This window comes from Pseudomonas sp. NPDC089530 (assembly GCF_050280705.1).
Lineage (GTDB): Bacteria > Pseudomonadota > Gammaproteobacteria > Pseudomonadales > Pseudomonadaceae > Aquipseudomonas.
This window is the reverse complement of sequence record NZ_JBNNVU010000035.1, coordinates 20,963-46,424: the sequence shown is the minus strand read 5'-3', so window position 1 is coordinate 46,424 and position 25,462 is coordinate 20,963. Positions and strand designations below refer to the sequence as shown.

General features: G+C 63.2%; 25 protein-coding genes and 1 tRNA gene. 23 read left to right on the top strand and 3 right to left on the bottom strand.

The annotated features are described in order from the left end of the window. The first annotated feature begins 105 nt into the window (after window positions 1-105). The 16 genes from ACQKQA_RS15425 to gspM all read left to right on the top strand — a co-directional run bounded on the left by ACQKQA_RS15425 (window position 106) and on the right by gspM (window position 16,773). Complete coding sequence (locus ACQKQA_RS15425) at window positions 106-672, top strand: TetR/AcrR family transcriptional regulator (protein WP_427558978.1); 567 nt, start codon at window positions 106-108, stop codon at window positions 670-672. A gap of 136 nt (window positions 673-808) precedes the next feature. Beyond that, the gene (locus ACQKQA_RS15420; RefSeq protein ID WP_427558975.1) at window positions 809-1,438 is read left to right on the top strand and encodes a response regulator; all 630 of its coding nucleotides are present in this window, start codon (window positions 809-811) and stop codon (window positions 1,436-1,438) included. Between the two features lie 15 nt (window positions 1,439-1,453). Then, a complete protein-coding gene (locus ACQKQA_RS15415) occupies window positions 1,454-5,026 on the top strand; it encodes an ATP-binding protein (RefSeq protein WP_427558972.1) in 3,573 nt (1,190 codons plus the stop codon). A 223-nt stretch (window positions 5,027-5,249) separates the two neighbouring features. Then, entirely contained in the window at window positions 5,250-6,746 is a 1,497-nt protein-coding gene (gene gbpA, locus ACQKQA_RS15410; protein WP_427558969.1) for an N-acetylglucosamine-binding protein GbpA, read from the top strand. Window positions 6,747-6,810: 64 nt separating this feature from the next. Further along, window positions 6,811-7,332 carry a cytochrome b gene (locus ACQKQA_RS15405; RefSeq protein WP_427558966.1) on the top strand — a complete coding sequence of 174 codons (522 nt, stop codon included), beginning with the start codon at window positions 6,811-6,813 and terminating at the stop codon, window positions 7,330-7,332. Beyond that, complete coding sequence (locus tag ACQKQA_RS15400; protein WP_427558963.1) at window positions 7,329-7,880, top strand: type II secretion system protein N; 552 nt, start codon at window positions 7,329-7,331, stop codon at window positions 7,878-7,880. Before ACQKQA_RS15405 ends, ACQKQA_RS15400 begins: the two co-directional genes overlap by 4 nt. Continuing rightward, window positions 7,877-9,778, top strand: a complete 1,902-nt coding sequence (gene gspD, locus ACQKQA_RS15395) for a type II secretion system secretin GspD (protein ID WP_427558960.1) — start codon at window positions 7,877-7,879, stop codon at window positions 9,776-9,778. Before ACQKQA_RS15400 ends, gspD begins: the two co-directional genes overlap by 4 nt. Next, entirely contained in the window at window positions 9,775-11,259 is a 1,485-nt protein-coding gene (gene gspE / locus ACQKQA_RS15390) for a type II secretion system ATPase GspE (RefSeq protein WP_427558957.1), read from the top strand. The genes gspD and gspE overlap by 4 nt, the downstream gene beginning before the upstream one ends. A gap of 2 nt (window positions 11,260-11,261) precedes the next feature. Then, complete coding sequence (gene gspF, locus ACQKQA_RS15385; protein WP_427558954.1) at window positions 11,262-12,476, top strand: type II secretion system inner membrane protein GspF; 1,215 nt, start codon at window positions 11,262-11,264, stop codon at window positions 12,474-12,476. Between the two features lie 12 nt (window positions 12,477-12,488). Next, on the top strand, window positions 12,489-12,923 hold the full coding sequence (gene gspG, locus ACQKQA_RS15380) for a type II secretion system major pseudopilin GspG (protein ID WP_427558951.1): 435 nt from the start codon (window positions 12,489-12,491) through the stop codon (window positions 12,921-12,923). 1 nt (window position 12,924) lies between these two features. Beyond that, a complete protein-coding gene (gene gspH, locus ACQKQA_RS15375; RefSeq protein WP_427558948.1) occupies window positions 12,925-13,389 on the top strand; it encodes a type II secretion system minor pseudopilin GspH in 465 nt (154 codons plus the stop codon). Further along, the gene (gspI, locus tag ACQKQA_RS15370; protein ID WP_427558945.1) at window positions 13,373-13,747 is read left to right on the top strand and encodes a type II secretion system minor pseudopilin GspI; all 375 of its coding nucleotides are present in this window, start codon (window positions 13,373-13,375) and stop codon (window positions 13,745-13,747) included. Before gspH ends, gspI begins: the two co-directional genes overlap by 17 nt. Continuing rightward, complete coding sequence (gene gspJ / locus ACQKQA_RS15365) at window positions 13,744-14,346, top strand: type II secretion system minor pseudopilin GspJ (RefSeq protein ID WP_427558942.1); 603 nt, start codon at window positions 13,744-13,746, stop codon at window positions 14,344-14,346. The genes gspI and gspJ overlap by 4 nt, the downstream gene beginning before the upstream one ends. Beyond that, window positions 14,339-15,211 carry a type II secretion system protein GspK gene (locus ACQKQA_RS15360; RefSeq protein WP_427558939.1) on the top strand — a complete coding sequence of 291 codons (873 nt, stop codon included), beginning with the start codon at window positions 14,339-14,341 and terminating at the stop codon, window positions 15,209-15,211. The genes gspJ and ACQKQA_RS15360 overlap by 8 nt, the downstream gene beginning before the upstream one ends. A 5-nt stretch (window positions 15,212-15,216) precedes the next feature. Continuing rightward, window positions 15,217-16,299: a type II secretion system protein GspL gene (gene gspL, locus ACQKQA_RS15355; RefSeq protein WP_427558936.1), complete on the top strand. Its 1,083-nt coding sequence runs from the start codon at window positions 15,217-15,219 to the stop codon at window positions 16,297-16,299. A gap of 3 nt (window positions 16,300-16,302) precedes the next feature. After that, a complete protein-coding gene (gene gspM, locus ACQKQA_RS15350) occupies window positions 16,303-16,773 on the top strand; it encodes a type II secretion system protein GspM (RefSeq protein ID WP_427558933.1) in 471 nt (156 codons plus the stop codon). Window positions 16,774-16,806: 33 nt separating this feature from the next. Here gspM and ACQKQA_RS15345 read toward each other — a convergent pair whose 3' ends face one another. Both ACQKQA_RS15345 and ACQKQA_RS15340 read right to left on the bottom strand, forming a co-directional pair. Next, window positions 16,807-17,523 carry an MOSC domain-containing protein gene (locus ACQKQA_RS15345; RefSeq protein WP_427558930.1) on the bottom strand — a complete coding sequence of 239 codons (717 nt, stop codon included), beginning with the start codon at window positions 17,521-17,523 and terminating at the stop codon, window positions 16,807-16,809. A gap of 3 nt (window positions 17,524-17,526) precedes the next feature. After that, the gene (locus ACQKQA_RS15340) at window positions 17,527-18,087 is read right to left on the bottom strand and encodes a MarR family winged helix-turn-helix transcriptional regulator (protein WP_427558927.1); all 561 of its coding nucleotides are present in this window, start codon (window positions 18,085-18,087) and stop codon (window positions 17,527-17,529) included. 125 nt (window positions 18,088-18,212) lie between these two features. On the opposite strand from ACQKQA_RS15340, the gene ACQKQA_RS15335 reads away from it, so the two are divergent. From ACQKQA_RS15335 to ACQKQA_RS15325, 3 genes are all read left to right on the top strand, one after another. Further along, window positions 18,213-18,443, top strand: a complete 231-nt coding sequence (locus tag ACQKQA_RS15335) for a thioredoxin family protein (RefSeq protein ID WP_427558925.1) — start codon at window positions 18,213-18,215, stop codon at window positions 18,441-18,443. Window positions 18,444-18,511: 68 nt separating this feature from the next. Further along, window positions 18,512-18,784 carry a DUF2024 family protein gene (locus tag ACQKQA_RS15330; RefSeq protein ID WP_427558922.1) on the top strand — a complete coding sequence of 91 codons (273 nt, stop codon included), beginning with the start codon at window positions 18,512-18,514 and terminating at the stop codon, window positions 18,782-18,784. 4 nt (window positions 18,785-18,788) lie between these two features. Beyond that, complete coding sequence (locus ACQKQA_RS15325) at window positions 18,789-19,067, top strand: Rho-binding antiterminator (RefSeq protein ID WP_427558919.1); 279 nt, start codon at window positions 18,789-18,791, stop codon at window positions 19,065-19,067. A gap of 74 nt (window positions 19,068-19,141) precedes the next feature. On the opposite strand, the gene ACQKQA_RS15320 is transcribed toward ACQKQA_RS15325, so the two are convergent. Next, window positions 19,142-20,359, bottom strand: a complete 1,218-nt coding sequence (locus ACQKQA_RS15320) for an MFS transporter (RefSeq protein ID WP_427558916.1) — start codon at window positions 20,357-20,359, stop codon at window positions 19,142-19,144. A 280-nt stretch (window positions 20,360-20,639) separates the two neighbouring features. On the opposite strand from ACQKQA_RS15320, the gene ACQKQA_RS15315 reads away from it, so the two are divergent. From ACQKQA_RS15315 to ACQKQA_RS15300, 4 genes are all read left to right on the top strand, one after another. Beyond that, a tRNA-Met gene (locus tag ACQKQA_RS15315) sits at window positions 20,640-20,716 on the top strand. Between the two features lie 194 nt (window positions 20,717-20,910). Beyond that, window positions 20,911-22,749 carry a gamma-glutamyltransferase gene (gene ggt, locus ACQKQA_RS15310; protein ID WP_427558913.1) on the top strand — a complete coding sequence of 613 codons (1,839 nt, stop codon included), beginning with the start codon at window positions 20,911-20,913 and terminating at the stop codon, window positions 22,747-22,749. A 644-nt stretch (window positions 22,750-23,393) separates the two neighbouring features. Continuing rightward, a complete protein-coding gene (locus tag ACQKQA_RS15305) occupies window positions 23,394-23,969 on the top strand; it encodes an SLATT domain-containing protein (protein ID WP_427558911.1) in 576 nt (191 codons plus the stop codon). Further along, complete coding sequence (locus tag ACQKQA_RS15300) at window positions 23,953-25,290, top strand: reverse transcriptase domain-containing protein (RefSeq protein WP_427558908.1); 1,338 nt, start codon at window positions 23,953-23,955, stop codon at window positions 25,288-25,290. The genes ACQKQA_RS15305 and ACQKQA_RS15300 overlap by 17 nt, the downstream gene beginning before the upstream one ends. Window positions 25,291-25,462: the final 172 nt, after the last annotated feature.

Here is a 25,462-nt window from a genome sequence, read left to right as displayed (position 1 = left end):
GACGCGCCGAACAGATATTTTCTGGACCTGATCGGCCATTTTCGTTGAAGCCATCGGCTATTTCTGCACAATGCGTGCAATTGAAAACTGACTCGAGGCCCACCGATGCTCCTGACCCCTCACGACGAACGACTTATCAAGGCGCTGGCCCAGGCCATCGTTGACCGTCCGCGGGCGACCCTCAAGGAGCTGGCCGAAGCCGCCGGGGTGAGCAAGGCCACCCTGCATCGCTTCTGTGGCACTCGCGACAAGCTGCTGCAAATGATGGAAGACCATGGCAAAGGCGTGCTCAACCAGATCATCCAGAGCATCGACCTGCAGCAGGCCGAACCCGTAGCGGCCCTGCGCTCGCTGATCGACGCGCACCTGACGCACCGCGAAATGCTGATGTTCCTGCTGTTCCAGTACCACCCCGAGACCCTGGCCGAGGATGGCGAGGGCAATAACTGGCAGTCCTACATCGACGCACTGGATGCGTTCTTCTTACGTGGCCAGCAATCGGGCTGCTTCCGCATCGACATCACCGCCCAGGTGTTCAGCGAACTGTTCGGGACCCTGATCTTCGGCATCGTCGACGCCGAGCGCCGGGGCCGCGCGGCCAGCGCCAACTCGGCCATCGTGATAGAGCAGATGTTCCTCCACGGCGCCCTGGCCCCCGCCAAACCGGCCTGACACCCGACGCCCCCAGTCCTCCTGCACGACAAGAGCGATCGCCCACGACAACGCCGAAACGCCCCACATCGGCAACGATTCTGCTTAAATTCCACGCACTCGCTCATTGCCACGCACAGACTGAGACATAGCACTGATGCCAAAGAAAATTATCCTGGTCGACGATCACCTGCTGACGCTCATCGGCATCCGTGCCTCGCTCAGCGGTGACAGCACCCTGCAGATCGTCGGCGAAGCCCAGGATGTCGAAGGGCTGTTCCAGCTGTTGGCCGAGCAGCCCTGCGACCTGGTCATCACCGACCTGATGATGCCGCACAGCCAACAGGCCGACGGCATCCGCCTGATCGAACAATTGCGCCGGCGCTACCCAAGCGTCGCGGTCATCGTGGTGACCATGCTCAACAATCCGGCGCTGCTCGCTTCGATCCTCAAGCTGGGGGTCCAGGGGCTGATCAGTAAGCGCGGCGTCCAGGGTGACCTGCAGATGGCGGTTCGCGCGAGCCAGGCCAAGCCCTTCGTCTCCCCGTCCATCCGCCATCTGCTCAACCCCGACGACCAGCCCCTGACTCAGGCGGAGCAACTGTCCCCCCGGGAAGTCGAGGTGTTACGCCTGTACGGCGCCGGGCTTTCAGTCAACGAAATCGCCCTGCACCTCAACCGTTCCAAGCAGACCATCAGCAGCCAGAAGAGCAGCGCCATGCGCAAGCTGGGCCTGGACAATAACGCCAGTCTCTACCTGTACATCCAGGAAGTCGGGCTGACCTGAGAGCGCGAAGCCTCTATGCCGAACCCACTAGCGGGCCTGCCACGACTGATTCTCTGGATCGTGCTCTTGCTGGGCAGCATCACCGCCCTGGGCGCCGCCGAGCCGGAGCCCAGGTCGAGAAACCTGTCGCTGACCGCGCTGACCACCATGCGCCAGGCGCTGCCCTCGCGCCCGCTGCGGGTCGCCGAAGTGAGCGCCTCCAACGAGCAGCCGCAGCCCCGTGGCAACGATGTGCTCAACCAGATCAGCCACGACTACCTGGAGCACATCAGCCAGTTTCTCGAACTGCCGATCCAGCCCGTGCCCTTCCCTTCGGTGGACAGCGCCATCGCCGCCCTGGCCGCCGGGGACATCGACCTGATGCCCCGCGCCACCGAGTACGAAAGAAGGCAGACCGGGTTCCTCTACAGCACGCCCTACCTGGACAACGAGCCGATCATCGTCGGCCGCATCGCCGACAAGGACCTACCCCCGGACCTGGCCGGCAAGCGCGTGCTGGTCCCGGCCTACTACGTGCAGGCCGACACCGTCCGCCAGGCCTACCCCAAGGCCGAGCTGGTCGAGATCGACAGCATTGTCGAAGGCCTGCAACGCCTGGCCGACGGCAAGGCCGATGCGCTGATTGGCGATCAGTTGCGCAGCAACTTCTACATGCGCAGCCTGGCCAACCTCAAGCTGCAGAACAAATACGTCGCCAACCTGCCGGCGATGGGGTTCAGCTTCGCCGCCCGGGCGCAGGACGAAAACCTGGTTGCCCTGATCAATGCCGCGCTGCGGACGATTTCCCGGGCGCGCCGACAAGAGATATTGCAGCACTGGGAGCACTCGCCCTGGCTGTTCGCCCCGACCGACTCCTTTGCCTTGAACAGCGCGGAAGACAGCTGGCTCAAACGCCTGCCGTCGCTGAACCTGATCGCCCATGAAATTCCCAACTACCTGTACCGCAAGGCCGACGGCCAATGGGCCGGGCTTGCCTACAACGTGCTGCGCAGCCTGGCCGACGACTATCAACTGCAACTGAACATCATCGACAGCCAGTCTCCGGACCTCGACCAGCAACGCCTGGAACACGACGAGGCGCAGATCGCCCTGTCGCTGGCGCCGACGCCGTCCCGGCAAAAGAGCCTGTTGTTCAGCGACGGCTTCGGCACCGAGTACTGGGCCTTCATTACCCGCGACGACGCCAGTTCTCCCAGCTCCCTGGCGGCCCTGGGCGGCAGGCGCCTGGCGCTCCCGGCCGGGCATCCCCTGCAGTCGCTGCTCGAGAGCCGCTACCCGAACATCGAACTGGTGCTGACCGATCACTATTCCCAGGCCGTGCGCCTGGTGGAACAGGGCATGGTCGATGCCACCCTGAATAGCGCCGCCGACGCCCAGCAACTGGATAATCCCCAGCTGCGCACCGGCAAACAGTTCCAGGCCCAGCCCGCCCCCCTGGTGTTCGCCGTATCGGCCACCCACCCGGAACTGCTGAGCATCCTCAACAAACTCCTGTATTCATTGAAAAACGCGGACGGCAACCAGGACCGCATCAGCATCCTGGCGCAGCCCACGGCCAAGGGTTCGCTCTGGGACTACCTGCCGAACTGGGTGTGGCAGACCGCAGCCCTGGTGCTGGTGCTGGTGGTGCTGTCCCTGCACTGGAACTGGCGCCTGCGGATCCAGGTCCGCAAACGCCGCGCCGCGCAGAATCAGCTCAAGGATCAACTGGCCTTCCAGTTCGCCCTGCTCAACGGCTTGCCCATTCCCCTGTACGTACGCGACCTGCAGGGCCGCCTGAGCACCTGCAACCACGCCTACGAACAGTTCTTCGGCCAGTCCCTCGAGGAGATCCGCGGCACCACGCCCCAGGAACAGGGGATCGCCCCGCCCGCCCTGGCCCGGGAGCTGGAGGAACAGCACCAGCGGCTGCTGGATAACCGCCAGTCGCAGTTCCTCGACAGCGTGATCGAGGTCAACGGCCAGACCCACCATATCTACCAGTGGCTGGTGCCCTTCTATACCGCGCTCGGCAAGCAGCAGGGCCTGCTGGGCGGCTGGATCGACATCAGCGTGCGCAAGCACCTGGAACACAAACTGCTCGAAGCCCAGCAACAGGCCCTGGACGCCAGCGCGGCGAAAAGCCAGTTCCTCGCCACCATGAGCCATGAACTGCGCACCCCGCTCAACGCCATGGTCGGCCTGCTGGAACTGGAAACCAGCGGCGCCCACGCGCCCTCGCAAAACCTCAGCATCGCCCAGCAGTCGGCGCAGTCGATGATCGACCTGATCGGCAACATCCTCGATCTGGACAAGGTCGAGACCGGCCAGATGGAGCTGGCGCCCAGCCTCACCGCCCTCGACCAGTTGCTGGAAAACTGCCTGGAGCTGTTCGCCGTCCAGGCCCGGGACAAACACCTGGAACTGAAGCTGGAACACAGTCTGGACCCACGGCGGCGCTACCAGGTGGACGCCATGCGCCTGACTCAGATCCTGCACAACCTGCTGTCCAACGCCCTGAAGTTCACCGAGCGCGGCCGGGTCGAACTCAAGGTCCAGGAGTTGGACTCGGCGCCCCACCAGGGCCGGCTGATGTTCCATGTCAGCGACACCGGTGTCGGGATCCCCGAGGCGCTCCAGGCGCAGATTTTCGCCCCCTACCAGCAGGCCAATGCCGCCGTCGCTCACCTGCACGGCGGCTCCGGCCTGGGCCTGAGCATCTGCAAGCAACTGGTCGAACTCATGGGGGGCAACATCCGCCTGGCCAGCGCCCCTGGCCGCGGTTGCCGGGTCAGTTTCGAGCTGCTCCTGCCCTGGCAACCGGTCGCGGACGAGCCGCAGCATGTCCTCCCGGCCCGCGCGACAGGCGCGGCGCTGAAGGTGCTGATCGTCGACGACGTGTCCACCAACGGCCTGGTGCTCGAACAGCAACTGCTCAGGCTCGGCCATCGCGGCACCTACCTCGGCAACGCCAGGGCCGCCTTGCAAGCCCTGGAGCAGGAGCGCTTCGATGTGCTGGTCACCGACTGCAACATGCCGGACATGGACGGCTACGCCCTGACCCGCCACGTCCGGGCGCAGGAACAGGCACGCGGGTTGCCCAGGCTGCCGATCATCGGCTACACCGCCCGCGCCCTGGCGGATGAAAGGCAGCGTTGCCGGGCGGCCGGCATGGACGACCTGATGATCAAGCCCATCGTCCTGGAGCGCCTGCGGGAAATCCTCGACGGGCTGAAACCCCACGCACCGGCCCCCGCGCACGAACCGCCGCCCGGCGAGACCGCCCCCGCCACCTTCGACCTCTCCCACCTGGGGGGCCTGCAGGACGATCCGCAGCTCAAGAAACGCCTGTACCAGGAGCTGCGGCGCAACCTGGAACAGGAGCGCGACCTGCTGAACGCCCCGCTGCCGGACAACCCCGAGTTCATCGAACAGTGGGCCCACCGGGTCAGCGGGCTGGCCTGCACCGTCGACTCTCCGGCCCTGATGCAGGCCTGCCTCGACCTGCAAATGGCGGCCCGCGAGGGTGAGCCGAATCTGGAGGCGCCGCGCCAAGCCCTGCTGGCGGTCATCGAGCGGATGCTGGGCGACATCGAACGCCACGGCTGACCCGCTCCGGGCAATCTCCGGCGCAAGGATTGCGGCCGCCACCGGCCCTTGCGCCAGCGCCTGAAACATCTTGTTCCATTCCCTCCCCGCGCCTTTCGTACTCGTCTCATACAAGGCTCCAAACCTGCTCGGCATCCTAGGCGCCCTTCGGTACCGGGGCTTCTGGACGCCATGGAGCGCCTGGCATCGAAGACTTCAATAACTCCTAAAACAAGGTGATTCGATGCTTCATAACACCCGCGCCAGTGCCATGCGCAAGCTGCCCCTGGCCATCACCCTTGGCCTTGCATCCCTGGCCACCCAGCAAGCCTTCGCCCACGGTTATGTCGAAAGTCCGAAGTCCCGTGCCTACATGTGCTCCTCCAGCGGTGGCAACCTCAACCGCGATTGCGGCGCCGTCACCTACGAGCCACAAAGTGTCGAGTACTCGCCATCGGTCGCCCACCACTATCCCAAGGACTACTGCGCGGGTGACTTCACCCAGTGCGGCCCGGCGAACGGCACCATCCCGGCCGGCGGCATCACCAGCTTCTCCCAGCTCAACGAGCAGACCGCTACCCGCTGGCAGAAAACCACCATCAAGCCGGGCATGAATGAATTCACCTGGCACTACAAGGCCGGTCACGCCAGCGCCTACTACCAGTTCTACATCACCAAGAAAGACTGGAACCCGAACCAGCCGCTGACCCGCGACTCCTTCGAGCTCAAGCCACTGTTCGATGAAAAGGCCAATGGCGTGAATCCAGGTTCTGGCGGCAGGACCAAGCACAAGGTCAACATCCCGGCCGACCGCAGCGGTTACCACGTGATCCTGGCGACCTGGAAAATCGCCGACACCGCCGCGACCTTCTACCAGGCCATCGACGTCAACATCGACAACGAGGGCGCGCCGGTTCCTGACTGGAAAATCCTCGGCGCGGTACAACCTGAAGAACTGCGTGTCGGCGACAAGGTCAAGACCCGCGTGTTCACCAATGCCGGTGAACAGCAGAACCGCCAGACCGTGTTGAACATCGAGACCGCGGACCAGGCCAAGGCCAACAACTGGCCGTTCCTGCTGGCGCAGAAGGTCAACAAGGCCAATGCCGGTTACCTCATGGGTGAGCTCAACGCCAATAACGAAGTGGTGCCCAACTACGGCAAGAACACCATGTACGCCAAGAACAACAGCGACGTGGTGAACGTGGAAATCCAGAAAGACCAGCCGAGCATCCCCGGCGAGCTGAAGATTTCCGGCCTGCAGGCCGAGTACACCCTGAAGGACGGCGCGACCGACCTGCACTTCAACGCGATTGCCCAGGGCGGCAAGTACACCATCAGCTCGACCGTGTTCAACGGCAAGAACGAGAGCATCGCTCACGTGCAAGCCGAGCCGGGCAACAACACGCCGCACTTCTCCATCCCGCTGCGCAATGCCAGCGAAGGCGAGTACGACGTGGTGGTCGTGGCCAAGCCGGAAAAAGGCGAGCAACTGCAACAAAGCCAGCGCATCAAGCTGAAAGCCGAAGAAGTGGGTGGCGGCACCGGCGAGTACGACTTCGTGTTCCCCAAAGGCCTGAGCAGCTACAAGGCCGGCACCAAGGTCCTGGCCAAAGACGGCAAGGTCTACGAGTGCAAGCCGTTCCCTTACAGCGGCTACTGCATCCAGTGGAACGCTGGCGCCAACCAGTTCGAACCTGGTGTGGGCAGCAACTGGCAGAGCGCCTGGATTCGCAAGTAATCCATAACCTGACCAACCGCAGCGTGGGGCCTCGGCACCGCGCTGCGGACCTTGGGGAATCGATATGAGCCACCTTCACTATGCAAAACCGCGCCGGCTGCTGCACTGGACGTTCGCCGCCGTGGTCCTGTGGGCCACCCTCAGTGGCTACGCCAGCTTTCTGCTGCAGCCGCCCGCAGAGATCAAACAGACCCTGGCCTTTATCAACGTTTCGCTGACCACCTTGCTGGTGCCGCTGTTCGTCCTGCGGCTGCTGTACATGCTGCGTCACCCGGCCCCGGCCGCTCCCGCCCACCAGAGCGCGGTCGAGCGCAAGCTGGTACAGGCCGGGCACGCCGCCCTGCTGGTGACCCTCGGCACCGTGCTGTTCAGCGGCGTGCTGATGATGTCGCGCCCGATCGACGTCTTCGGCCTGCAACTGCCGCACCCCTTGCAAGACCCGGCGGCCATCGGCTTTTTCGAGGATCTGCACCACTACAGCTGCCTGGCCCTGGCCCTGCTGGTGGCCGGCCATATCGCCGCGGTGATCCTCCATCAACTTCGCGGCCATGGCGTGCTCAAGCGCATGTTGCCGAAACGCCCATGAAGACCATTTTCTCATGGCGCCCGCGCTGGCCCGGGCAACGCTGCCTGCTGCCCGTCAGCCTGATTGCCCTGGGCGTCTGGCTGACCTGGCTCGGTTTCGACAGTTGGGCCTACCAGCAAGTGATGGCGGGGCGGCCGGTGCCGGGCGCGGTGCCGACCGTCAGTGCCGAGAAACTGCTGCCCACGCCCCTGGACGAACGCAACATCGCCAAGGTCTTCGGCGCCGTGCCGGTCGAGTTCGACGACTCCCAGGCCAGCCTGCCGCTGATCCTGCTGGCCAGCCTGCAGGGCAGCCAGCCGGAGCAATCCAGGGCGCTGATCCAGTACGCCGACAGCCGGTCCTTCTACTCCCCGGGAACCCGCCTGCCCGACGGCAGCCTGCTCAAGAGCGTCAGCGCCGACCAAGTGGTGGTGCTGCGTAACGGCCGCGAACAGACCCTGTTGCTGCCCGGGCGCCAGCTGCACCTGCTCAATCCCCAGACAACCCCGACGGAGGTCGCCGACCCGAAACCCACGGCCCTTCTGCAAGCGATAGAGAACACACCATGAAACTGCCTCAGATTGCAGGCGCCGTGCTCAGTCTCGGCCTGTTGTTGAACGCCCTACCCAGTACCGCGGCCCTCACCACCCAGCGCCTGTGGACGCTGAACATGAAGGACGCCGAGCTGCGCGACCTGGCCAACGAAGTCGGCGCCATCACCGGCAAGACCCTGGTGGTCGACAACCGGCTGCAAGGCAAGGTCAGCGTGCAATCGTCCAAGGCGCTGGACCAGGACGGCATCTACTCGCTGTTCCTCAGCGTGCTGCGCAGCCAGGGTTTCGTCGCCCTGGACCAGGGCGACCGGGTGCTGATCATGCCGTCGGTGGAAGCCAAGACCAAATCCAGCGAACAGTCGGGCGATGAGTTCGTCACCCGGGTCCTGGACCTGCGCAACGCCAGCGCCGCGGAGATCTCCGGAGTGGTCCGCCCGCTGGTGGGCGACGACGCCTATGTCGCGCCCTCGGCCAGTTCCAACGCCCTGGTGGTTTCCGACAGCGCCAGCAACGTCGAGCGTATCCGCCAGGTGGTCAACGAACTGGACCAGGCCGGCAACCGCTCGTTCAGCACCGTGGCCCTCAAGCATGCCTGGGCCAACGAAGTGGCCCGCACCCTCAACGAAAGCGTCGGCCAGACGGGTAACGGCCCCAGCAGCGCCAAGGCCGTGGGCGATGCCCGCAGCAACCGGGTGATCCTCGCCGGCACCGCCCAGGACCGGCAGCGCATGGCCGCCCTGGTCAAAGACCTGGACGTGCCGGGCAACGCCAACGACAGCGCCCGGGTGGTACGCCTGCATCACGGCGACGCCAAGCAACTGTCGAAGCTGCTCGACGGCATCGGCAAGCGCCTGGAAGACGGCAAGCGCGGCACTGGCGAAAGCAAGGGCAGCGGCAGCTCGGTGCTGGTCAGCGCCGACGAAAGCCAGAACGCCCTGGTGCTGATGGCCGACCCGGCGCAACTGAGCATGCTCGACAAGGTCATCACCCAGCTGGACCAGCCACGGGCCCAGGTGCTGGTGGAAGCGGCCATCGTCGAAGTCAGCGGCGACATCAACGAAGCCCTCGGCGTGCAATGGGCCGCACGGGCCGGCAACGTCGCCGGCGGCACCAACTTCAGCGGCACCGGGTTGTCGATCGGCACCCTGCTGAACCAGGGCAAGGACAAGAGCGTCACCCTGCCGGACGGCGCCATCATCGGCATCGGTACGAGCAACTTCGGCGCGCTGGTCACGGCGTTGTCCAGCGACTCCAAGAACAACCTGCTGTCCACCCCGAGCCTGCTGACCCTGGACAACGAGGCGGCGGAAATCCTCGTCGGCCAGAACGTGCCGTTCCAGACCGGCTCCTACACCACCGACACCGCTGGCGCCAGCAACCCCTTCACCACCGTGGAACGCCAGGACGTCGGCGTGACCCTCAAGGTGACGCCGCATATCAACGACGGCAACACCCTGCGCCTGAAGGTCGAACAGGAAAGCTCGGAACTGGCCAGCGCCCCACCCGGCATCGCCACCAGCGACGTGATCACCAACAAGCGCTCGGTGAAAAGCACCATCCTCGCCGACGACGGGCAGATCATCGTGCTCGGCGGCCTGATCAAGGACAACGTCAAGACCCAGGTCAGCAAGGTGCCGGTACTGGGCAGCATTCCCCTGCTCGGCCGGCTGTTCACCAGCACCAAGGACGTCACCGAAAAGACCAACCTGATGGTCTTCCTGCGCCCGACCCTGGTGCGTGGCAGCGCCGATGCCGTCGACGTCAGCCAGCGCAAGTACGAGGACCTGCGCAAGCTGCGGGCCAACGGCGACAGCCGCAGCGGCCTGGCCCTGCCCGCCGATTCGCGCCAGCTGTTCGACGGGGCGCCGCGGGACGGGGCCATCGACATGCGCGCCAAAGAGCCACGCCGATGAACCCGGTCGCCCGCCTGCCCTTCGGCTTCGCCAAGCGCCATGGGGTCCTGTTGGAACCCCATGAGAACGGCCTGCAGCTCTACTGCCGGGCTGACACCCCGGTGGAAATCCTCGCCGAGATCCATCGCTGCCACGGCCCGCTGCTGCAGCACCGGATACTCGACAGCGAGCCTTTCGCCGAGCGACTGGCCGAGCAATACCGCGACGGCCGCGACGACGCCATGCAGATGGCCGAAGGCCTGGGCGACCAGATCGCCGGCCAGGACGACCTGGCCAGCCTGGCCGAGCAACTGCCGCAGATCACCGACCTGCTGGAGCAGGAAGACGACGCGCCGATCATTCGCCTGATCAACGCGATCCTCGGCGAGGCGGTGAAGGTCAAGGCCTCGGATATCCATCTGGAAACCTTCGAGCAGCACCTGTCCGTGCGCCTGCGGGTCGATGGTCTGCTGCGCGAAGTGCTGCGCCCGCGGCGGGAGCTGGCGGGGCTGCTGGTGTCGCGGATCAAGGTCATGTCCAAGCTCGATATCGCCGAGAAGCGCATCCCCCAGGACGGGCGCATTGCCCTGCGCATCGGCGGCCACGAGGTGGATGTGCGGGTCTCGACCCTGCCTTCGGCCTATGGCGAGCGGGTGGTCATGCGCCTGCTCGACAAGCAGGCCGGGCGTCTGAACCTGGAACGCCTGGGCATGGCCGAGACGATCCGCGGCCGGCTGGAAGACGCCCTGCTGCGGCCCCACGGCATCCTGCTGGTCACCGGGCCCACCGGTTCCGGCAAGACCACCACCCTGTATGCCGGGCTCAGCAGCCTGAACAACCAGACCCGCAACATCCTGACCATCGAGGACCCGGTGGAATACCACCTGGCCGGCATCGGCCAGACCCAGGTCAACACCAAGGTCGACATGACCTTCGCCCGCGGCCTGCGCGCCATCCTGCGCCAGGACCCGGACGTGGTCATGGTCGGCGAGATCCGCGACCGCGAAACCGCCGACATCGCCGTGCAGGCGTCCCTCACCGGCCACCTGGTGCTCTCCACCCTGCACACCAACAGCGCCATCGGCGCCGTCACCCGCCTGCTGGACATGGGCATCGAACCCTTCCTGCTCTGCACCTCGCTGCTGGGGGTGGTCGCCCAGCGCCTGGTGCGGGTGCTGTGCCCCGACTGCAAGCGCGCCGCCCCGGCCGACGCCGCGGCCTGCCAGCAGTTGCACCTCGACCCGCAGCAGCCGCCGCTGCTCCATCACCCGGTCGGCTGCCCGGCCTGCCAGCACGGCGGCTATCGCGGCCGCCAGGGCATCTACGAACTGGTGCTGTTCGACGAGCCGCTGCGCCAGCTGATCCACGAAGGGGCCGGCGAAGCCGCCCTGACCCAGCACGCCCGCCAGCAGGCCCATAGCCTGTTCGCCGACGGCCGGGACAAGGTCCTGCAAGGCCTGACCAGCGTCGAAGAACTGCTGCGCGTCACCCGGGAGCACTGACCATGGCCGCCTACGAATACCTCGCCATGTGCAACGCCGGGCGCAAGACCCGCGGCGTACAGGAAGCCGACAGCGCCCGCCAGGTCCGCCAGTTGCTACGCGAGCGCAACCTGATCGCCCTGCAGGTCAAGCCAGCCCGTGGGCACAAGGAGCACGGGGGCGGCGCGCTGACCAGCGGCCTGCACCTGAGCCCGGCCCAACTGGCCTTGCTGACCCGGCAGTTGGCGACCCTGGTCCAGGCCGCGCTGCCGCTGGAGGAAGTGCTCGCCGCCGTCGCCGCCCAATGCAGCAAGCGCGCGCAGCAGAGCATGATGCTGGCGATCCGCGCCCGGGTGCTGGAAGGGCACGACCTGGCCCGGGCCATGGGCGAATACCCGCGGGCCTTCACCGCGCTCTACCGGGCCACGGTGGCCGCCGGCGAACGCGCCGGCCATCTGGCCCAGGTGCTGATGCAGCTGGCCGACTACACCGAGGCCCGGCACGCCGCCCGCCAGCAGCTGCAACTGGCCATGCTGTACCCGAGCATCCTGCTGCTGGCGGCCTTCGGCATCGTCGGCTTCCTGCTCAGTTTCGTGGTACCGGATGTGGTCAAGGTGTTCATCGACAGCGGCCAGGAACTGCCAGTGCTGACTCGCGGCCTGATCGCCACCAGCGACTTCGCCCGGGACTACGGCCTGGCCCTGCTGCTGGCCCTGGGCAGCCTCGCCGCCGGTTTGCGCGTCGCCCTGCGCAAACCGGCGCTGGCCTTGCGCTGGCACCAGATGCAACTGCGCCTGCCGGTGATCGGCCGGGTCATCCAGGCCAGCAACAGCACCCGCTTTGTCAGCACCCTGGCGATTCTCGGACGCAGTGGTGTGCCCTTGGTCGATGCCCTGGAAATCTCCGCCGAAGTGGTCGCCAACCAACAGATTCGTACTCGTATGACAGACGTGGCCCGCGCGGTGCGCGAAGGTAGCGGGCTGACCCGGGCCCTGGAACAGAGCGGCGATTTCCCGCCGATGATGCTGTACATGATCGCCAGCGGCGAACGCTCGGGGGAACTGGACAGCATGCTCGAACGCGCCGCCCACCAGCAGCAGACCCAGCTGTCCAACGGCATCGCCATGCTGGTCGGGCTGTTCGAGCCGGCAATGCTGGTGTTCATGGGCGCCAGCGTACTGGTGATCGTCCTGGCGATCCTGATGCCCATTCTCAACCTCAACCAACTCATTAGCTGAAGAGTCCACAACATGCGCAACCCTTCCCGCCAACGCGGCTTCACCCTGATCGAGATCATGGTGGTCGTGGTGATTCTCGGGGTCCTGGCCGCCCTGGTCGTCCCGCAGATCATGAGCCGTCCGGACCAGGCCAAGGTCACCGCCGCCCGCAGCGATATCAAGGCGGTCGCCACGGCCCTGGAAATCTACAAGCTCGACAACCATCACTACCCGTCCACCCAACAGGGCCTGGACGCCCTGGTGAAAAAACCGGCCGGCACACCGGCGGCCCTCAACTGGAACCCCGACGGCTACCTCAAGCGCCTGCCCAAGGACCCCTGGGGCAACCCTTATCAATTCATAGCTCCGGGCCGCGAAGGCACGCCTTACGACCTGTACTCCTTCGGTGCCGACGGCCGCAGCGGCGGCGACGGGACCAATGCCGACATCGGCAACTGGGAGCCTTGAGGTGCGCAAGCCAATGGCCGGTTTCACCCTGCTGGAGCTGCTGGTGGTCCTGGTGATCGTCAGCCTGCTGGCCGGCCTGGCGGGACTGGTGCAGAGCGACTCCGGCGGGCAGAAGGCCCGGCGCGAGGGCGAGCGCCTGCAGAACCTCATTGGCCTGCTGCGCGAAGACGCGGTGCTGAACAGCGTCAACCACGGCCTGCGCCTGGAGCCCGACCGCTATGCCGTGCAGAACCTCGGGCGCGACGGCCAGTGGCAAGCGGACAAACGCTTCAAGGAGTACCGGCTGCCCGGCGGCCTGCGCCTGGACCTGCAGGAACCGCGGGGCCAGGGCAAGGAACCGCAGCTGTGGATAACGAGCGACGACCAGCTCTCGCCGTTCACCCTGCTGCTGGAGTACCACCAGCAGCCCCTGCTGTCGCTGTCCAGCGACGGAGTCGAGGAGGTGCGCCTTGCCCCGGTGCAATAAACAGGCGGGCTTCACCCTGCTGGAAGTGATGGTCGCCCTGGCGATTTTCGCCGTGCTGTCGCTGTCGCTCTACAGCGCCACCGAACACCTGATCGGCAACAACGGCAGCCTCAGCGAACGCACCCTGGCGCAGTGGTTGGCGGACAACCGCCTGAACGAATTGCGCGCCGGCATGCGCCAGCCGCAGAACCAGCGCCAGGAGCCGATCCGCTTCGCCGGGCGCGACTGGCTGCTGACCAGCGAAACCGTCGCCGCGCCCGACCCGCGCCTGCAAAAAATCGTGCTCGAAGTCACCACCGACGCGCCCAGCCCACGGCAACGCGCGCGTCTGGCCGGTTACCTGGAGGCACGCCCATGAAACGCCGGCAACAGGGTTTCACCCTGCTCGAAGTACTGATCGCCATGGCCCTGTTCAGCCTGCTGGGCCTGGCCTGCTATCAACTGCTGGAGCGCATGATGCACACCGACCAGCGCATTCATCGGCACGAACTGCAGCTGCGCCACCTGCAACGCGCCCTGGGCATCTTCGAGCGGGACCTGGTCCAGGCCCTCGCCTACCCGGTCAACGGCAGTTCGGCGCGCCAGGCCCTGATCGGCGAGCCCGAGCGCATCCAGCTGGTACGCGGCGGCTGGAGCAACCCGCTGCAGCAGGCGCGCAACGACCTGCTGCTGGTCAGCCATCGCTGGAGCGACGGCCAGTGGCTGCGCGAGTACCGCAGCCCGGTGCCGGGGCCGGCCCTGCCGGGCGCGGCCTCCCAGCAATTGCTGCTCGAGGGGGTCAGGCTCGAACGCCTGCGCTACATCGACGCCCAGGGCCAGGCCCACCCCAACTGGCCAGTCGGCCAGGCGCCGCTGAGCCTGCCCCAGGCCATCGAACTGGAACTCGACGCCCCCGGTTTTCCCGGCCTGCGCCGGGTGATCCTGCTGCCGGGCTTCAAGGGGCAGGACCATGGTTAAGGCCGCCCGACAACGGGGCATCGCGCTGATCAGCGTGCTGCTGATCACCTCGCTGGCAACCCTGATCGTCAGCGACATGCTGGCCCGCCAGCGCCTGAGCCTGATTGGCAGTGCCAACCAGATGTCGCAGCAACAGCTGTGGCAACTGGCGCTCAGCGGCGAAGCCTGGGCCCGGGGCCAGCTGCGTGACGACTGGCGCGACGAACCGGAGCCCAAGCGGGTGCACCTGGGCCAGCGCTGGGCGCAAAACACCCCGGTGTTCGACATCGACGGCGGGCGTATCCGCATCCAGCTGCAGGACCTGGGTGGGCGTTTCAACCTCGGCACCCTGCGTACCGCCAACGACCGCATCAGCCGCGCGCGCTACCAGCGCCTGTTGCAGACCCTCGGCCTGCCGCCCCACGACCCCGGCCGCCTGCCGCCGATCCGCGGCTACGACGGCAAGCCGCTGGCCTGGAACGACAGCAGCGAACTAATGCGTCTGGAGGCCGTCGACAGGGCGGTCATGGAACGTTTGCAGTCCTGGGTCAGGACCACGCCGGGGGCGCTGAACCTCAACACCGCCCCGGCCGAGGTGCTGGCCAGCCTCGGTAAGTTGGACCTGGCCCAGGCCGTGGCCCTGGTGCAGGCCCGGCCCGCCGATGGCTACAAGACGGTCCAGGAGTTTCTCGACACGCCCGTGCTCAAGCAGCACGAGCTCAATGCCCAGGGGCTCGACGTCAGCAGCCGGTATTTCCAGGCGGTGCTGGACGTCGAGCTGGGTGACCGCCAATTGCGTCTGATCAGCCGGCTGCGTATCGAGCCGGACGCTCAGGTCAGCGTGCTGCAACGCAGCCTAGGCGCCCCGTCCCGTATTCCGGAGTAACCCCCATGCAAGCCTGGCTTTACCTCACCAGCGTGGCCACGGACGACGATTCGCCCGTCACCTGGTGGCAACCCGACGGCGAGCCGGTACACGGCACGCTGCAACAGGCGGCGGTCCTCACCGGCCAGCGGCTGACCCTGCTGCTGCCGGCCGAAATCGCCAGCCATCACCGTTTCGAGGTACCGCCGGGCAGCGGCCGCTGGCTGCAACAGGCCATCCACTCGGTCCTCGAAGAACGGCTGCTGGACGACCCCGAGCAGTTGCACCTGGCCCGCGGGCCGTTGCAGGCGCGCCGGCACTGCCGCCTGTTCGCCTTGCAGCGGCAGTGGCTGGAACAATTGCTGGAGCGGCTGGCCAGCCATGGCCTGAACGCCGAACGCATCCATATCGATGCCGACTGCCTGCCCGACGACCAGCCGCTGGCCCTGCGCTGCCACCACCGCTGGCTGATCGGCGGGGCCTGCCAGCAGCGCCTGGCGCTCAGCGACCAGGCCCTCGAGGAACTGGCCCCGCTGCTGCCCGACAACCTGCAACGCAGCCAGGAAGAACCCTGGCCGCTGTTGACCCGAGGCAGCGCGCAGGCCATCGACCTGCGCCAGGGCGCATTCGCCCGGCGCAGCCCGTCGCGCGCGCCCTGGCCGGCGCTGCTGGCGATCCTCGCAGTCGTCTGCGGTGCTGAAGTGGCGCAAGACCTGGGCCACCGCTGGTTGCTGCAACACAACACCGCCCAGGTGACCGAGGCCAGCCTCGCCCTCTGGCAGCAGCGTTTCCCCGACGAACCCCGGGTGATCGACCTGGCCCGCCAGGTCCAGGCCCGTGCCCAGCACGCCGGCCAGCCCCTGCAAAGCCTGGCGCGCCGGCTCGACAGCCTGGCCAGCCAATGGGTCGGCAGCGAGGGCGGCGCGACCCGGATCCGCCGGCTCGACTACCAGAAGGCCCAAGGCTGGACCCTGCAAGTCAATGCGCCGGATTTCGCCACCCTCGAACACCTGCGCGAAGCCCTCGCACAACAGGGCGCGAACGTCCAGGCCGACTCCGCCGTGCTCGCCCCCGATGGGGTCAGCGCCCGCCTGAAAATCACGGACTAACCCATGAACGCTCTTCTTTCTCGCTACTCGAACCGCTGGCAACAGCTACCGGCGCGCGATCGCCTGGCCCTGCGCCTGCTCGGCCTGTTCCTGGCCGCGACGCTGTTCTGGACCCTGCTCTGGAGTCCTCAGCACCAGGCGCTGCAGCAGGCGGAACGGCAGTATCAGGAGGCCCTACAGTTGCAAACCGATCTGCTCAAGCTCCCTTCATCCAGCAACACCCGCAGTCCCCAGGCCGACAACCGGACACTGGCCGGCCTGATCACCACCAGCACGGCGGCGGCCGACCTGACCATCGCACGCATGGACAGCGAAGAGTCCGGGCGCCTGAACCTCACCCTGAGCGGCTCGCTGCAAGCGCTGCTGCAATGGCTGGACGAGGTGGAAAACCAGGGCGCCAACCTGGTGTCGCTGCAGTTGGAGGTCGACCCTCAGGCCATGGTCCAGGCCCGCCTGGCCGTCGAGTCGTACTGATCGCAGCAGGGCCCCGCGCCCCGTTGCAGCGTCTCAGCGAGTAGGCTCGGCATCGACCCGCGGCGTGCCCAGCAGGCGCGGGCCCCAGTCCTCGACCGCCGCCTGCTCGACCCGCCGTTCCAGGGTACGGCGCCAGGAAGGCACCAGCGGCAGGTCCAGGCACTGGCGGATCTCCTCCAGTGCCACCTCGCGAGAAAACAGCACCGCGCTCAGGCGCGCCAGCGGCCAGTGCTCGAACGGCCGCTCGAGGCGCTGCAACACATCCCCGGCGCGCACGCGACCGGCTTCCAGCACTCGGTAATACCAGCCGGTACGCCCGCTCTGCTGCACCCGCAGCGACATGTCCTTCACCGCAAAACGGTCGTTGAGCTTCCAGCACGGCATGCGCCCCTGGGACACCTCCAGCAACACGCTGCCGACCCGGACCCGGTCGCCCAGGCAGACGTCCTGCTCGGTCCAGCCGGTGGCGCTGAAGTTCTCGCCAAAGGCCCCCGGCTGCTCCAGCAGCGCCTGGGGCCCCAGCTCGGCAACCCAGGTGGCGTAATGCTCGCGGGGATAGTAGTGAATGGCTTTCTCGGGGCCGCCATGGACCCGCAGGTCGCCCTGCTCGTCTTCCAGCAGGCCGAGCGGACCGACCTCCAGGCTGCCGCTGCGCGGGGTCTTGGCGATCGCGCTCATGGAGCCCGGACGGCTGTAGGCCACGGCGCGGCCGGTCAACAGGGCATCGAGGGTGATGCATTCAGGGGTCATTACCTACTCCGTGGTTTCATCGGCGAACTGGTGCTCGCGACAGATCAATTCGATATCGCTACGCGCCAGCGGCTCTTCGGTCAGGCCGCAGAAAGGTCCGCCGGCGACCTGCCGGTGAAAGCGGCAGGTCTTGCACAAACCGAAGCTTGGCACGTCCGTGGTGCGCTGCACATTGCGCAGCAATTCGCCCAACAGGTGTTCAAGCTCCCCGGCCTGCCCGCCCATGCGTTGCGCGGCGGCGTCGAGGAACGCCGGCGGCATCACCGTCGCCAGCAAGGTTTTGGCCGGCTCGGTCAGCAACAGGTGCACGCTGCGCTTGTCCCGGGCGTCCTGGCTCTTGCTGATCAGCCCCTTGGCCTCCAGCGCCTTGAGCGATTGCGACACCGTGCCCTTGGTCAGGCCCAGGTAATCGGCCACCGCCAGCGGCGTATTGGAATAGCCGTTGCAGCGCGCCAGGTACAGCAGCGCGCTCAACTGGATCGGCTGGAGATCCGCCAGCAGCGGGTGCTCGCGAAACCAGACGCGGGTCAGGCTGGTCAGCCTTTCAAGCAGATCGAACAGCACAGGGGCATTCCCGGATCAATATCTGCAGCAGATAGTATCGAATAAAAACTACATTGACAAAGGGCGGAACCGATGAAAGTCTAAATACGGTATCGATCCGATACTTTTTATTGGAGACCTATCCCATGACATTCGCTCGTTACTACCACGCTGGCTGCCCGGTTTGCGTCGAGGCGGAACAGACCCTGCTGGAACTGCTGGCGCCGCAGGTCAATGTAGAAATCGTACACCTCGGCCAGGCGCCCGACCGGGTCGCCGAAGCCGAGGCCGCCGGCGTCCAGTCGGTGCCGGCCCTGGTGGTCGAAGGCAAGGTCCTGCACCTGAACTTCGGTGCGGCCCTGGCCGACCTCAAGTAGCTCCCCCATGCGCCAGCTCCAGCGCGGCTCGACGCTGGCGCCCTGTTTTCCCGATGGATGAAACCGCTATGAACGTGAAAGTCTTCGACACCCATGTGCGCACCACCGCCGGCCACTACCTGCACTTCGATGTGCTGACCGAAACCGACGATGCCGCCCGCGCCCGACAATACGCCTTTGCCTGGTTGAGCAGCCTGGGGATCCAGGAAAGCGACATCTCGCAGAACGAATGCCGCTTCTGCCACAGCCGCATCGGCGACCCGCAGGTGGCGCAAAGCATCGCCCGCCAGGGCTATTTCATCCTGCCTTTGCAAGGCTTCGAGAGCACAGCATCGAGGTGAGCCGATGAACACTTATCGCCCGCTGGACTGCGACCTGCACGACTACCTGGAAATCGCCTGCATGCACGGCTACCGCCTGCTGGTGGAACGGGTCGACGGCAGTCGTTTCGAGGCGTACGGCACAACCACTCGCACCCACGCCGGCGGCGAAGAGTTCTTCTGCCTGGAAGGCGCCGAAGGTCCGCTCGAAGTACGCCTCGACCAGTTGCTGGCCATCACCCCGCTGGACGCCAACCGCAGCTTCGGCCGGATCCTGCTGAATGGGCAACCCTGCGCGATCTGACGCGCCGAGGGTTTGCTCCAGGGGAAAAAAAGCGCCGACATCGCTGTCGGCGCCCTTTTCTTAGCTTCAGGCCATCAGGCCTTTCTGGTCCGCGGCAGGAAGATCGCCAGCAGGCCGAACAGCGGCAGGAACGAGCACAGGAAGTACACGTATTCGATGCCGTGGATGTCCGCCAGATGGCCCAGCAGCGCCGCGCCGATCCCGCCGAAACCGAACATCAGGCCGAAGAACACCCCGGCGATCATGCCGACGTTGCCCGGCACCAGCTCCTGGGCGTAGACCACGATGGCCGAGAACGCCGAGGCGAGGATGAAGCCGATCACCACGCTGAGCACGCTGGTCCAGAACAGGTCGACATGGGGCAGCAGCAGGGTGAACGGCGCGACGCCGAGGATCGAGAACCAGATCACCGCCTTGCGCCCGATCTTGTCGCCGATCGGCCCGCCGAAGAAGGTGCCGGCCGCCACCGCGCCGAGGAAGAGGAACAGGTGCAGTTGCGAGCTGGCCACCGACAGGTCGAACTTCTCGATCAGGTAGAAGGTGAAGTAGCTGGTCAGGCTGGCCATGTAGAAATACTTGGAGAACACCAGCAGCGCCAGCACCACCAGGGCGCTGATCACCCGCCCCCTGGACAGGCCGTGGGTCGCCGCCTGGCCCTGCTTGAGCTTGAACAGCTTGAGGTGGCTGGCGTACCAGCGGCTGATGGCGTAGAGCAGCCCCAGGGCGAACACCGCGAACAGGCCCATCCAGGCCACGTTGCCCTGGCCGAAGGGGACGATGATCGCCGCCGCCAGCAGCGGGCCGAAGGCGGTACCGGCGTTGCCGCCGACCTGAAAGCTCGACTGCGCCAGGCCATAACGCCCGCCGGAAGCCAGCCGCGCCACCCGCGAGGCTTCCGGGTGGAAGGTCGAGGAACCGACGCCGATCAGCCCCGCCGCCAGCAGGATCAGGGCAAAGCTGCCGGCCTGGGACATCATCAGGATGCCGATCAGGGTGCAGACCATGCCCATCGGCAGCAGGTACGGCTTGGGATGGCGATCGGTGTAGTAACCGACCCACGGCTGCAGCAGCGAGGCCGTGAGCTGGAAAGTCAGGGTGATCAGGCCAACCTGGGTGAAGCTCAGGCCATAGTTGGCCTTGAGCATCGGGTAGATCGCCGGCAGCACCGCCTGGATCAGGTCGTTGATCAAATGCGCCAGCGCCACCGCGCCGATGATGCGCAGCACCAGGGGGCTGCTTTGTGGGGGCGCGGGGGTCGCCACGGAGGCGGACTGAACGTTGCTGATAGCCATGAGAGTTTCCGTACAGCGGATGGATGCGCAAACGCAGGTAGGCCAATGTGCCATTTTTCAGTGCGCCGAGGCTATCCCCTTAGCTTGCTAACGACTTAAAAACCGGCGAACCCGGTGCATCGGCTAAAACGGGGTATCGGGAATCACCGCCGCTACGGGTCAGAACGCTAGCCGCGCCAGCGGTTACAGGAAGGAATTGGATAAACGGTTGATAGCGTAGAAAATTTTTTATAAAAACGCTTGACGCTTTGCCGTTCTACGCGAATAATGCGCGCCACTTGGCTACATAGCTCAGTTGGTTAGAGCATAGCATTCATAATGCTGGGGTCCGGGGTTCAAGTCCCTGTGTAGCCACCAAGTACTAAAAACGGCTTACCGCAAGGTAAGCCGTTTTTTTATGCCCGCGGAAAAGTCATCGACCGCTTATACGGACCTCTCATCAACGACCAGCCCGTCATCCAGCGACCGCCAAGGTCCCCTTGCCCCGCTCACTGCTGTACATTCCTCCCCACGGAAGACACCTCATTTACCCAGTGAACGGAGTTCAACGCGTGTTCTCGACCCTCCATCCGCGTCACCGTCGGCTTGCCAGTTTCTCGCTGCTGGCCGTCGCCCTCAGCCTCGCCGCCTGCAACGCCTCCGCGCCCTCCCACACAGCCTTGCCCCCGCCTCCCGAAGCCGCTTCGGGCTATCGCACCGACCTGCAGGTACAGCACGCCGACCAGCATATGGCGGCCGCGGCCAACCCGTTGGCGGCCGAAGCCGGGCGCGAGATGTTGCGCAAAGGTGGTTCGGCCATCGATGCGGCGATTGCCATGCAGGCGGTGTTGACCCTGGTGGAGCCGCAGTCCTCCGGCATCGGCGGCGGCGCGATGATCGTGCTGTGGGACGGCAAGGCCGTGCGCACGTACGACGGTCGCGAAACCGCACCGGCCGGGGCCACCGAGAAGCTGTTCCTGCAAGCCGACGGTAAACCCATGCCGTTCCCCCAGGCGCAGATCGGCGGGCGCTCGGTGGGTACGCCCGGGGTGCTGCGGGCCCTGGAAATGGCCCATAAGAAGCACGGTCGCCTGCCTTGGGCGCAGTTGTTCGAGCCGGCGATCCGCCTGGCCGAACAGGGTTTCCCGATTTCGCCGCGCCTGCACGGCATGATCGTCGCCGACCCGTACATGGCCAAGTCGCCGGACATGGCAGCGTATTTCCTGAATGCCGACGGTACGCCGAAAGCCGTCGGCACCTTATTGAAGAACCCGCAGCTGGCCGCCGTGCTCCGGCGCATCGCCAAGGAGGGCCCGGACGCGCTGTATAAAGGCCCGATCGCCGTCGAGATCGTGGCCAAGGTCCAGGGCCACGCCAACCCGGGCAGCCTGTCGCTCAACGACCTGCAAGGCTACCGCGCCAAGGAGCGCGAACCGCTGTGCACCGACTACAAGCGCTGGCAGGTCTGCGGCATGCCGCCGCCGTCGTCGGGCGGCATCGCCGTGGCGCAGATCCTCGGCACCTTGCAGGCGCTGGAAGCCCGCGATCCGCGCTATGCGCTGCCACCCTTGAAACCGACAAAGACCAATCTGCCCGCCGGCCTGGAGCCTGCCCCTGAAGCCGTACACCTGATCGCCGAAGCCGAACGCCTGGCCTACGCCGACCGCGGCTTGTACGTGGCGGACTCGGACTTCGCCCCGGTGCCGACTGCCGGCCTGGTAGCCCCCAAATACCTGGCCCAGCGCGCCGCGCTGATCGGCGAGCGCAGCATGGCCAAGGCCGAGCCGGGCAAGCCCCAGGGCGTCCAGGTGGCCTACGCCCCGGACCGCTCGCCGATGCGCATCTCCACCTCGCAAGTGGTGGCGGTAGACGACCTGGGCGGCGCCGTGTCCATGACCACCACCGTGGAAGCGGCCTTCGGCTCGCACCTGATGGTCCAGGGCTTCATGCTCAACAACCAGATGACCGACTTCTCCTTCATCCCCGAAGAGAACGGCCAGCCGGTGGCCAACCGCGTGCAGCCGGGCAAGCGCCCGCGCTCGTCCATGGCCCCGACGCTGATCTTCGATCGGGCCAGCGGCGAGTTGCTGGCCAGCGTCGGCTCGCCCGGCGGTTCGCAGATCATCGAGTACGTGGCCAAGTCGGTGATCGGCATGCTCGACTGGAACCTCGACCCGCAAGCGGCCATCGGCCTGCCCAACTTCGGCAGCCGCAACGGCCCCACCGAACTGGAGCAAGGCCAGTTCACCCCAGGCTTGAAAGCGGCGTTGCAAGCCAAGGGGCATGAGGTGACCGACATCGACATGACCAGCGGCACCCAGGCCATCGTCCGGGTGCGCGATGCCCAGGGTAAAACCTCCTGGGCCGGTGGCGCCGACCCACGGCGTGAAGGGGCTGCTCTGGGGGATTGAGGCCGACGCAAGACAGCGAAAAGGGCTTGCCGCGAGGCAGGCCCTTTTTATTGGAACTCCGTCGGCTCTGTCACTGCATCAAAATAGCACCAGCCAACAAAAGCCACCAAAAGTTGAAATCATTTGATTGGCCTCTTGTTAGCGAAATAAAAACACCATTTTGTAAAGCCAAAACAAGTTAAAGCCCTGCAATTACACTTAGAGCGAGAGGCTATTGGCAATTCAATATATTCCAAACCGTCAGCCACTTTAAGGAAGATGAATCCTCACCTTAGAGCTCCAGCAAAAAGATAAAGCATCTCATTCGCACCACTGCAAACACCTCAGTGAACGAAAAAAGTAAAACGTGGCACCAAAGGGTCCAACCTACTTAGACTAAAGAACAATTTTATTTTTTTACGCATTCCCAATGCCTTTTTTTCAACCAAACTGAATCAAAAAAAGAATTCATACTGGCATCAGCGTGAATTTGATGCTAAAAGGCCATGTCCTAGGGTGTACCTCTCTCCGGAGAGGGCATCCACATAGTGGGTGAAACTAATACAGAGGAACCTCGTGTTCCTAGCCGAAAGGCTTGCCTGGTAACAGGCGTTACTCAAAGTTACTTAAATCGCACCCTAGGACACTTTTAACATGGAGGTTATATGTCGCTTAGTGACAAAATTTGGTGGACCAGAAAATCAAGAATACAGACTGAAAAACGTTTACTATCCAACAATTTCCAAGCCCAAATTATACTACTTTGGTATGCACTTTTTTCAGTCGCCGTATCCATTTACTATCTAATACAGAAGAGCAGCAGCGATATAGCCCCCGGAATTTGGGTTATTCTTTCTGTCTTTTCACTAACTGCCTCAACCTTTGTTTCTGCATTAGACTTCAAAAGTAGGGCATCCCTTGTAAAAGAGTGTTACGAATACCTTGATACTTTGTACAACTTATCAAAAAACACTACAGACCTAGAAAAAATACAAAACATACAAACCAAATACAACAAAACATTAGCATTATGCGAAAATCACACCGAGTTTGATTATCGCGCTGCAAGATGTGAGATGCATTTCTCTGGCAACAAAAACTTCTCACCAGCAATAACAAAATATGAAATATTCATATGGGCAGCCAGCAAATTTTCTAAATTCTTATTCCTTATTATTATTTATGCTTCACCTGCAGCGTTATTCCTTGTCTTAGAGGTGAACAATGCCTGCTCTCGATAATTTCAAAAAAGCTTACTCCATAGAAGACCTTCATAAAACTTATAACGACTCCGTCATACTTTCACACGCAACCGGAATTGACAATCTCACTCACAAAAAATTCTGGCCCATCCTAAATGATCAACTAGAAATAATCTCAAGAAAAACAATAAAGGGCAATTACAAATTTACAAAATACAAACTAAAACTAATAAGCAAAGGCCGTAACAAATCACCAAGAGAAATATCCATCCCTACAATCAGAGATAGATTAGCTTTAAAAAGTCTATGTAACTTTCTGTTCGAAGTTTATCAAGACGACCTGAGCTTTGAACTACCACAATTCATGGTACGCAGAGCCAAAGAGCATATTGAATCAGGAAATTTTACCGGCTTCATAAAGCTTGACGTGCAAAACTTTTACCCTTCAATAGACCACACTACACTACTAAAAAAGCTACGCAAAAGAACTCGCTCCAAATTGATATTAAATTTTATAGAAAGAGCCATAAGTACACCAACAGTTGCAGAACCAGCAGAAGCCGGCCACATCGAAACTAGGGGAGTGCCTCAGGGACTGTCCATCTCTAATGTTCTGGCAGCAATTTACCTTTCAAGCATCGACAAAAAATACCAAAACAGGTCAGACCTACAATATTTCAGATATGTGGACGATGTATTTATAGTTTGCAAATTTGAAGAAATAAGCACAATTTCAAACAGAATCATAAAAGACTTTGAGCATTTACAACTTAATGTCCACACTCCAACGCCTCATGGTTCAAAATCAGTTTCTGGAAGAATTTACGATCCATTTGATTACTTGGGATATCACTTCAGCCATAACATGGTTACAGCTAGAGAAGGCTCCATTAAGAAACTGAAAGAGTCTCTAATCTCCATATTTTCCGCATATAAATATTCTAAAAACCAGAATGTAAAATTCTTACAGTGGCGTCTTAACTTGCGCATCACAGGCTGTGTATTTAAAAACAAAGGTAAGGGCTGGCTATTTTTTTTCTCAGAGATAAACGATGACTCTTTATTACACAATCTTGATCGGCATGTCCAAAGCTTAATTTCTCGTTTTAACGTACCAATAACACCAAAAAAATTCGTAAGGACTTTTTTCGAACTTAAACATCATAGATATACAAATAATTACATCCCGAATTATGACACTTACACCATACCGCAAATGACACAGGTACTTAGTGAGTACTTCGGCAGAGACACGTCAAAGCTGCTCCCCGAACAAATAGAATACGAGTTCAACAAAAGAATAAATAAGCAAGCAAAAGAACTACTGGTAGATATTCAAAACTTTGGGGGATCTGGATAATACTTCCCCCACAAGAACAGTAGGACCTCAAGCAACCAGCGACTCGCACATAGCACCCGCTTCAAAAAAACACTAGTCATTACTCTAAAAACAGAAACACTGCACTCCATAACATGAAGTTTCTTAGTCCATTAGACCTCCTCGCATAATTCTTACCAGTGTGCCGTCACAC

Bases quoted from the DNA above. Each gene is read 5' to 3' on its own strand.
- ACQKQA_RS15425 (WP_427558978.1), top strand. From the start codon at position 106: ATGCTCCTGACCCCTCACGACGAACGACTTATCAAGGCGCTGGCCCAG.
- ACQKQA_RS15420 (WP_427558975.1), top strand. From the start codon at position 809: ATGCCAAAGAAAATTATCCTGGTCGACGATCACCTGCTGACGCTCATC.
- ACQKQA_RS15415 (WP_427558972.1), top strand. From the start codon at position 1,454: ATGCCGAACCCACTAGCGGGCCTGCCACGACTGATTCTCTGGATCGTG.
- gbpA (WP_427558969.1), top strand. From the start codon at position 5,250: ATGCTTCATAACACCCGCGCCAGTGCCATGCGCAAGCTGCCCCTGGCC.
- ACQKQA_RS15405 (WP_427558966.1), top strand. From the start codon at position 6,811: ATGAGCCACCTTCACTATGCAAAACCGCGCCGGCTGCTGCACTGGACG.
- ACQKQA_RS15400 (WP_427558963.1), top strand. From the start codon at position 7,329: ATGAAGACCATTTTCTCATGGCGCCCGCGCTGGCCCGGGCAACGCTGC.
- gspD (WP_427558960.1), top strand. From the start codon at position 7,877: ATGAAACTGCCTCAGATTGCAGGCGCCGTGCTCAGTCTCGGCCTGTTG.
- gspE (WP_427558957.1), top strand. From the start codon at position 9,775: ATGAACCCGGTCGCCCGCCTGCCCTTCGGCTTCGCCAAGCGCCATGGG.
- gspF (WP_427558954.1), top strand. From the start codon at position 11,262: ATGGCCGCCTACGAATACCTCGCCATGTGCAACGCCGGGCGCAAGACC.
- gspG (WP_427558951.1), top strand. From the start codon at position 12,489: ATGCGCAACCCTTCCCGCCAACGCGGCTTCACCCTGATCGAGATCATG.
- gspJ (WP_427558942.1), top strand. From the start codon at position 13,744: ATGAAACGCCGGCAACAGGGTTTCACCCTGCTCGAAGTACTGATCGCC.
- ACQKQA_RS15360 (WP_427558939.1), top strand. From the start codon at position 14,339: ATGGTTAAGGCCGCCCGACAACGGGGCATCGCGCTGATCAGCGTGCTG.
- gspL (WP_427558936.1), top strand. From the start codon at position 15,217: ATGCAAGCCTGGCTTTACCTCACCAGCGTGGCCACGGACGACGATTCG.
- gspM (WP_427558933.1), top strand. From the start codon at position 16,303: ATGAACGCTCTTCTTTCTCGCTACTCGAACCGCTGGCAACAGCTACCG.
- ACQKQA_RS15345 (WP_427558930.1), bottom strand. From the start codon at position 17,523: ATGACCCCTGAATGCATCACCCTCGATGCCCTGTTGACCGGCCGCGCC.
- ACQKQA_RS15335 (WP_427558925.1), top strand. From the start codon at position 18,213: ATGACATTCGCTCGTTACTACCACGCTGGCTGCCCGGTTTGCGTCGAG.
- ACQKQA_RS15330 (WP_427558922.1), top strand. From the start codon at position 18,512: ATGAACGTGAAAGTCTTCGACACCCATGTGCGCACCACCGCCGGCCAC.
- ACQKQA_RS15325 (WP_427558919.1), top strand. From the start codon at position 18,789: ATGAACACTTATCGCCCGCTGGACTGCGACCTGCACGACTACCTGGAA.
- ACQKQA_RS15320 (WP_427558916.1), bottom strand. From the start codon at position 20,359: ATGGCTATCAGCAACGTTCAGTCCGCCTCCGTGGCGACCCCCGCGCCC.
- ACQKQA_RS15305 (WP_427558911.1), top strand. From the start codon at position 23,394: ATGTCGCTTAGTGACAAAATTTGGTGGACCAGAAAATCAAGAATACAG.
- ACQKQA_RS15300 (WP_427558908.1), top strand. From the start codon at position 23,953: ATGCCTGCTCTCGATAATTTCAAAAAAGCTTACTCCATAGAAGACCTT.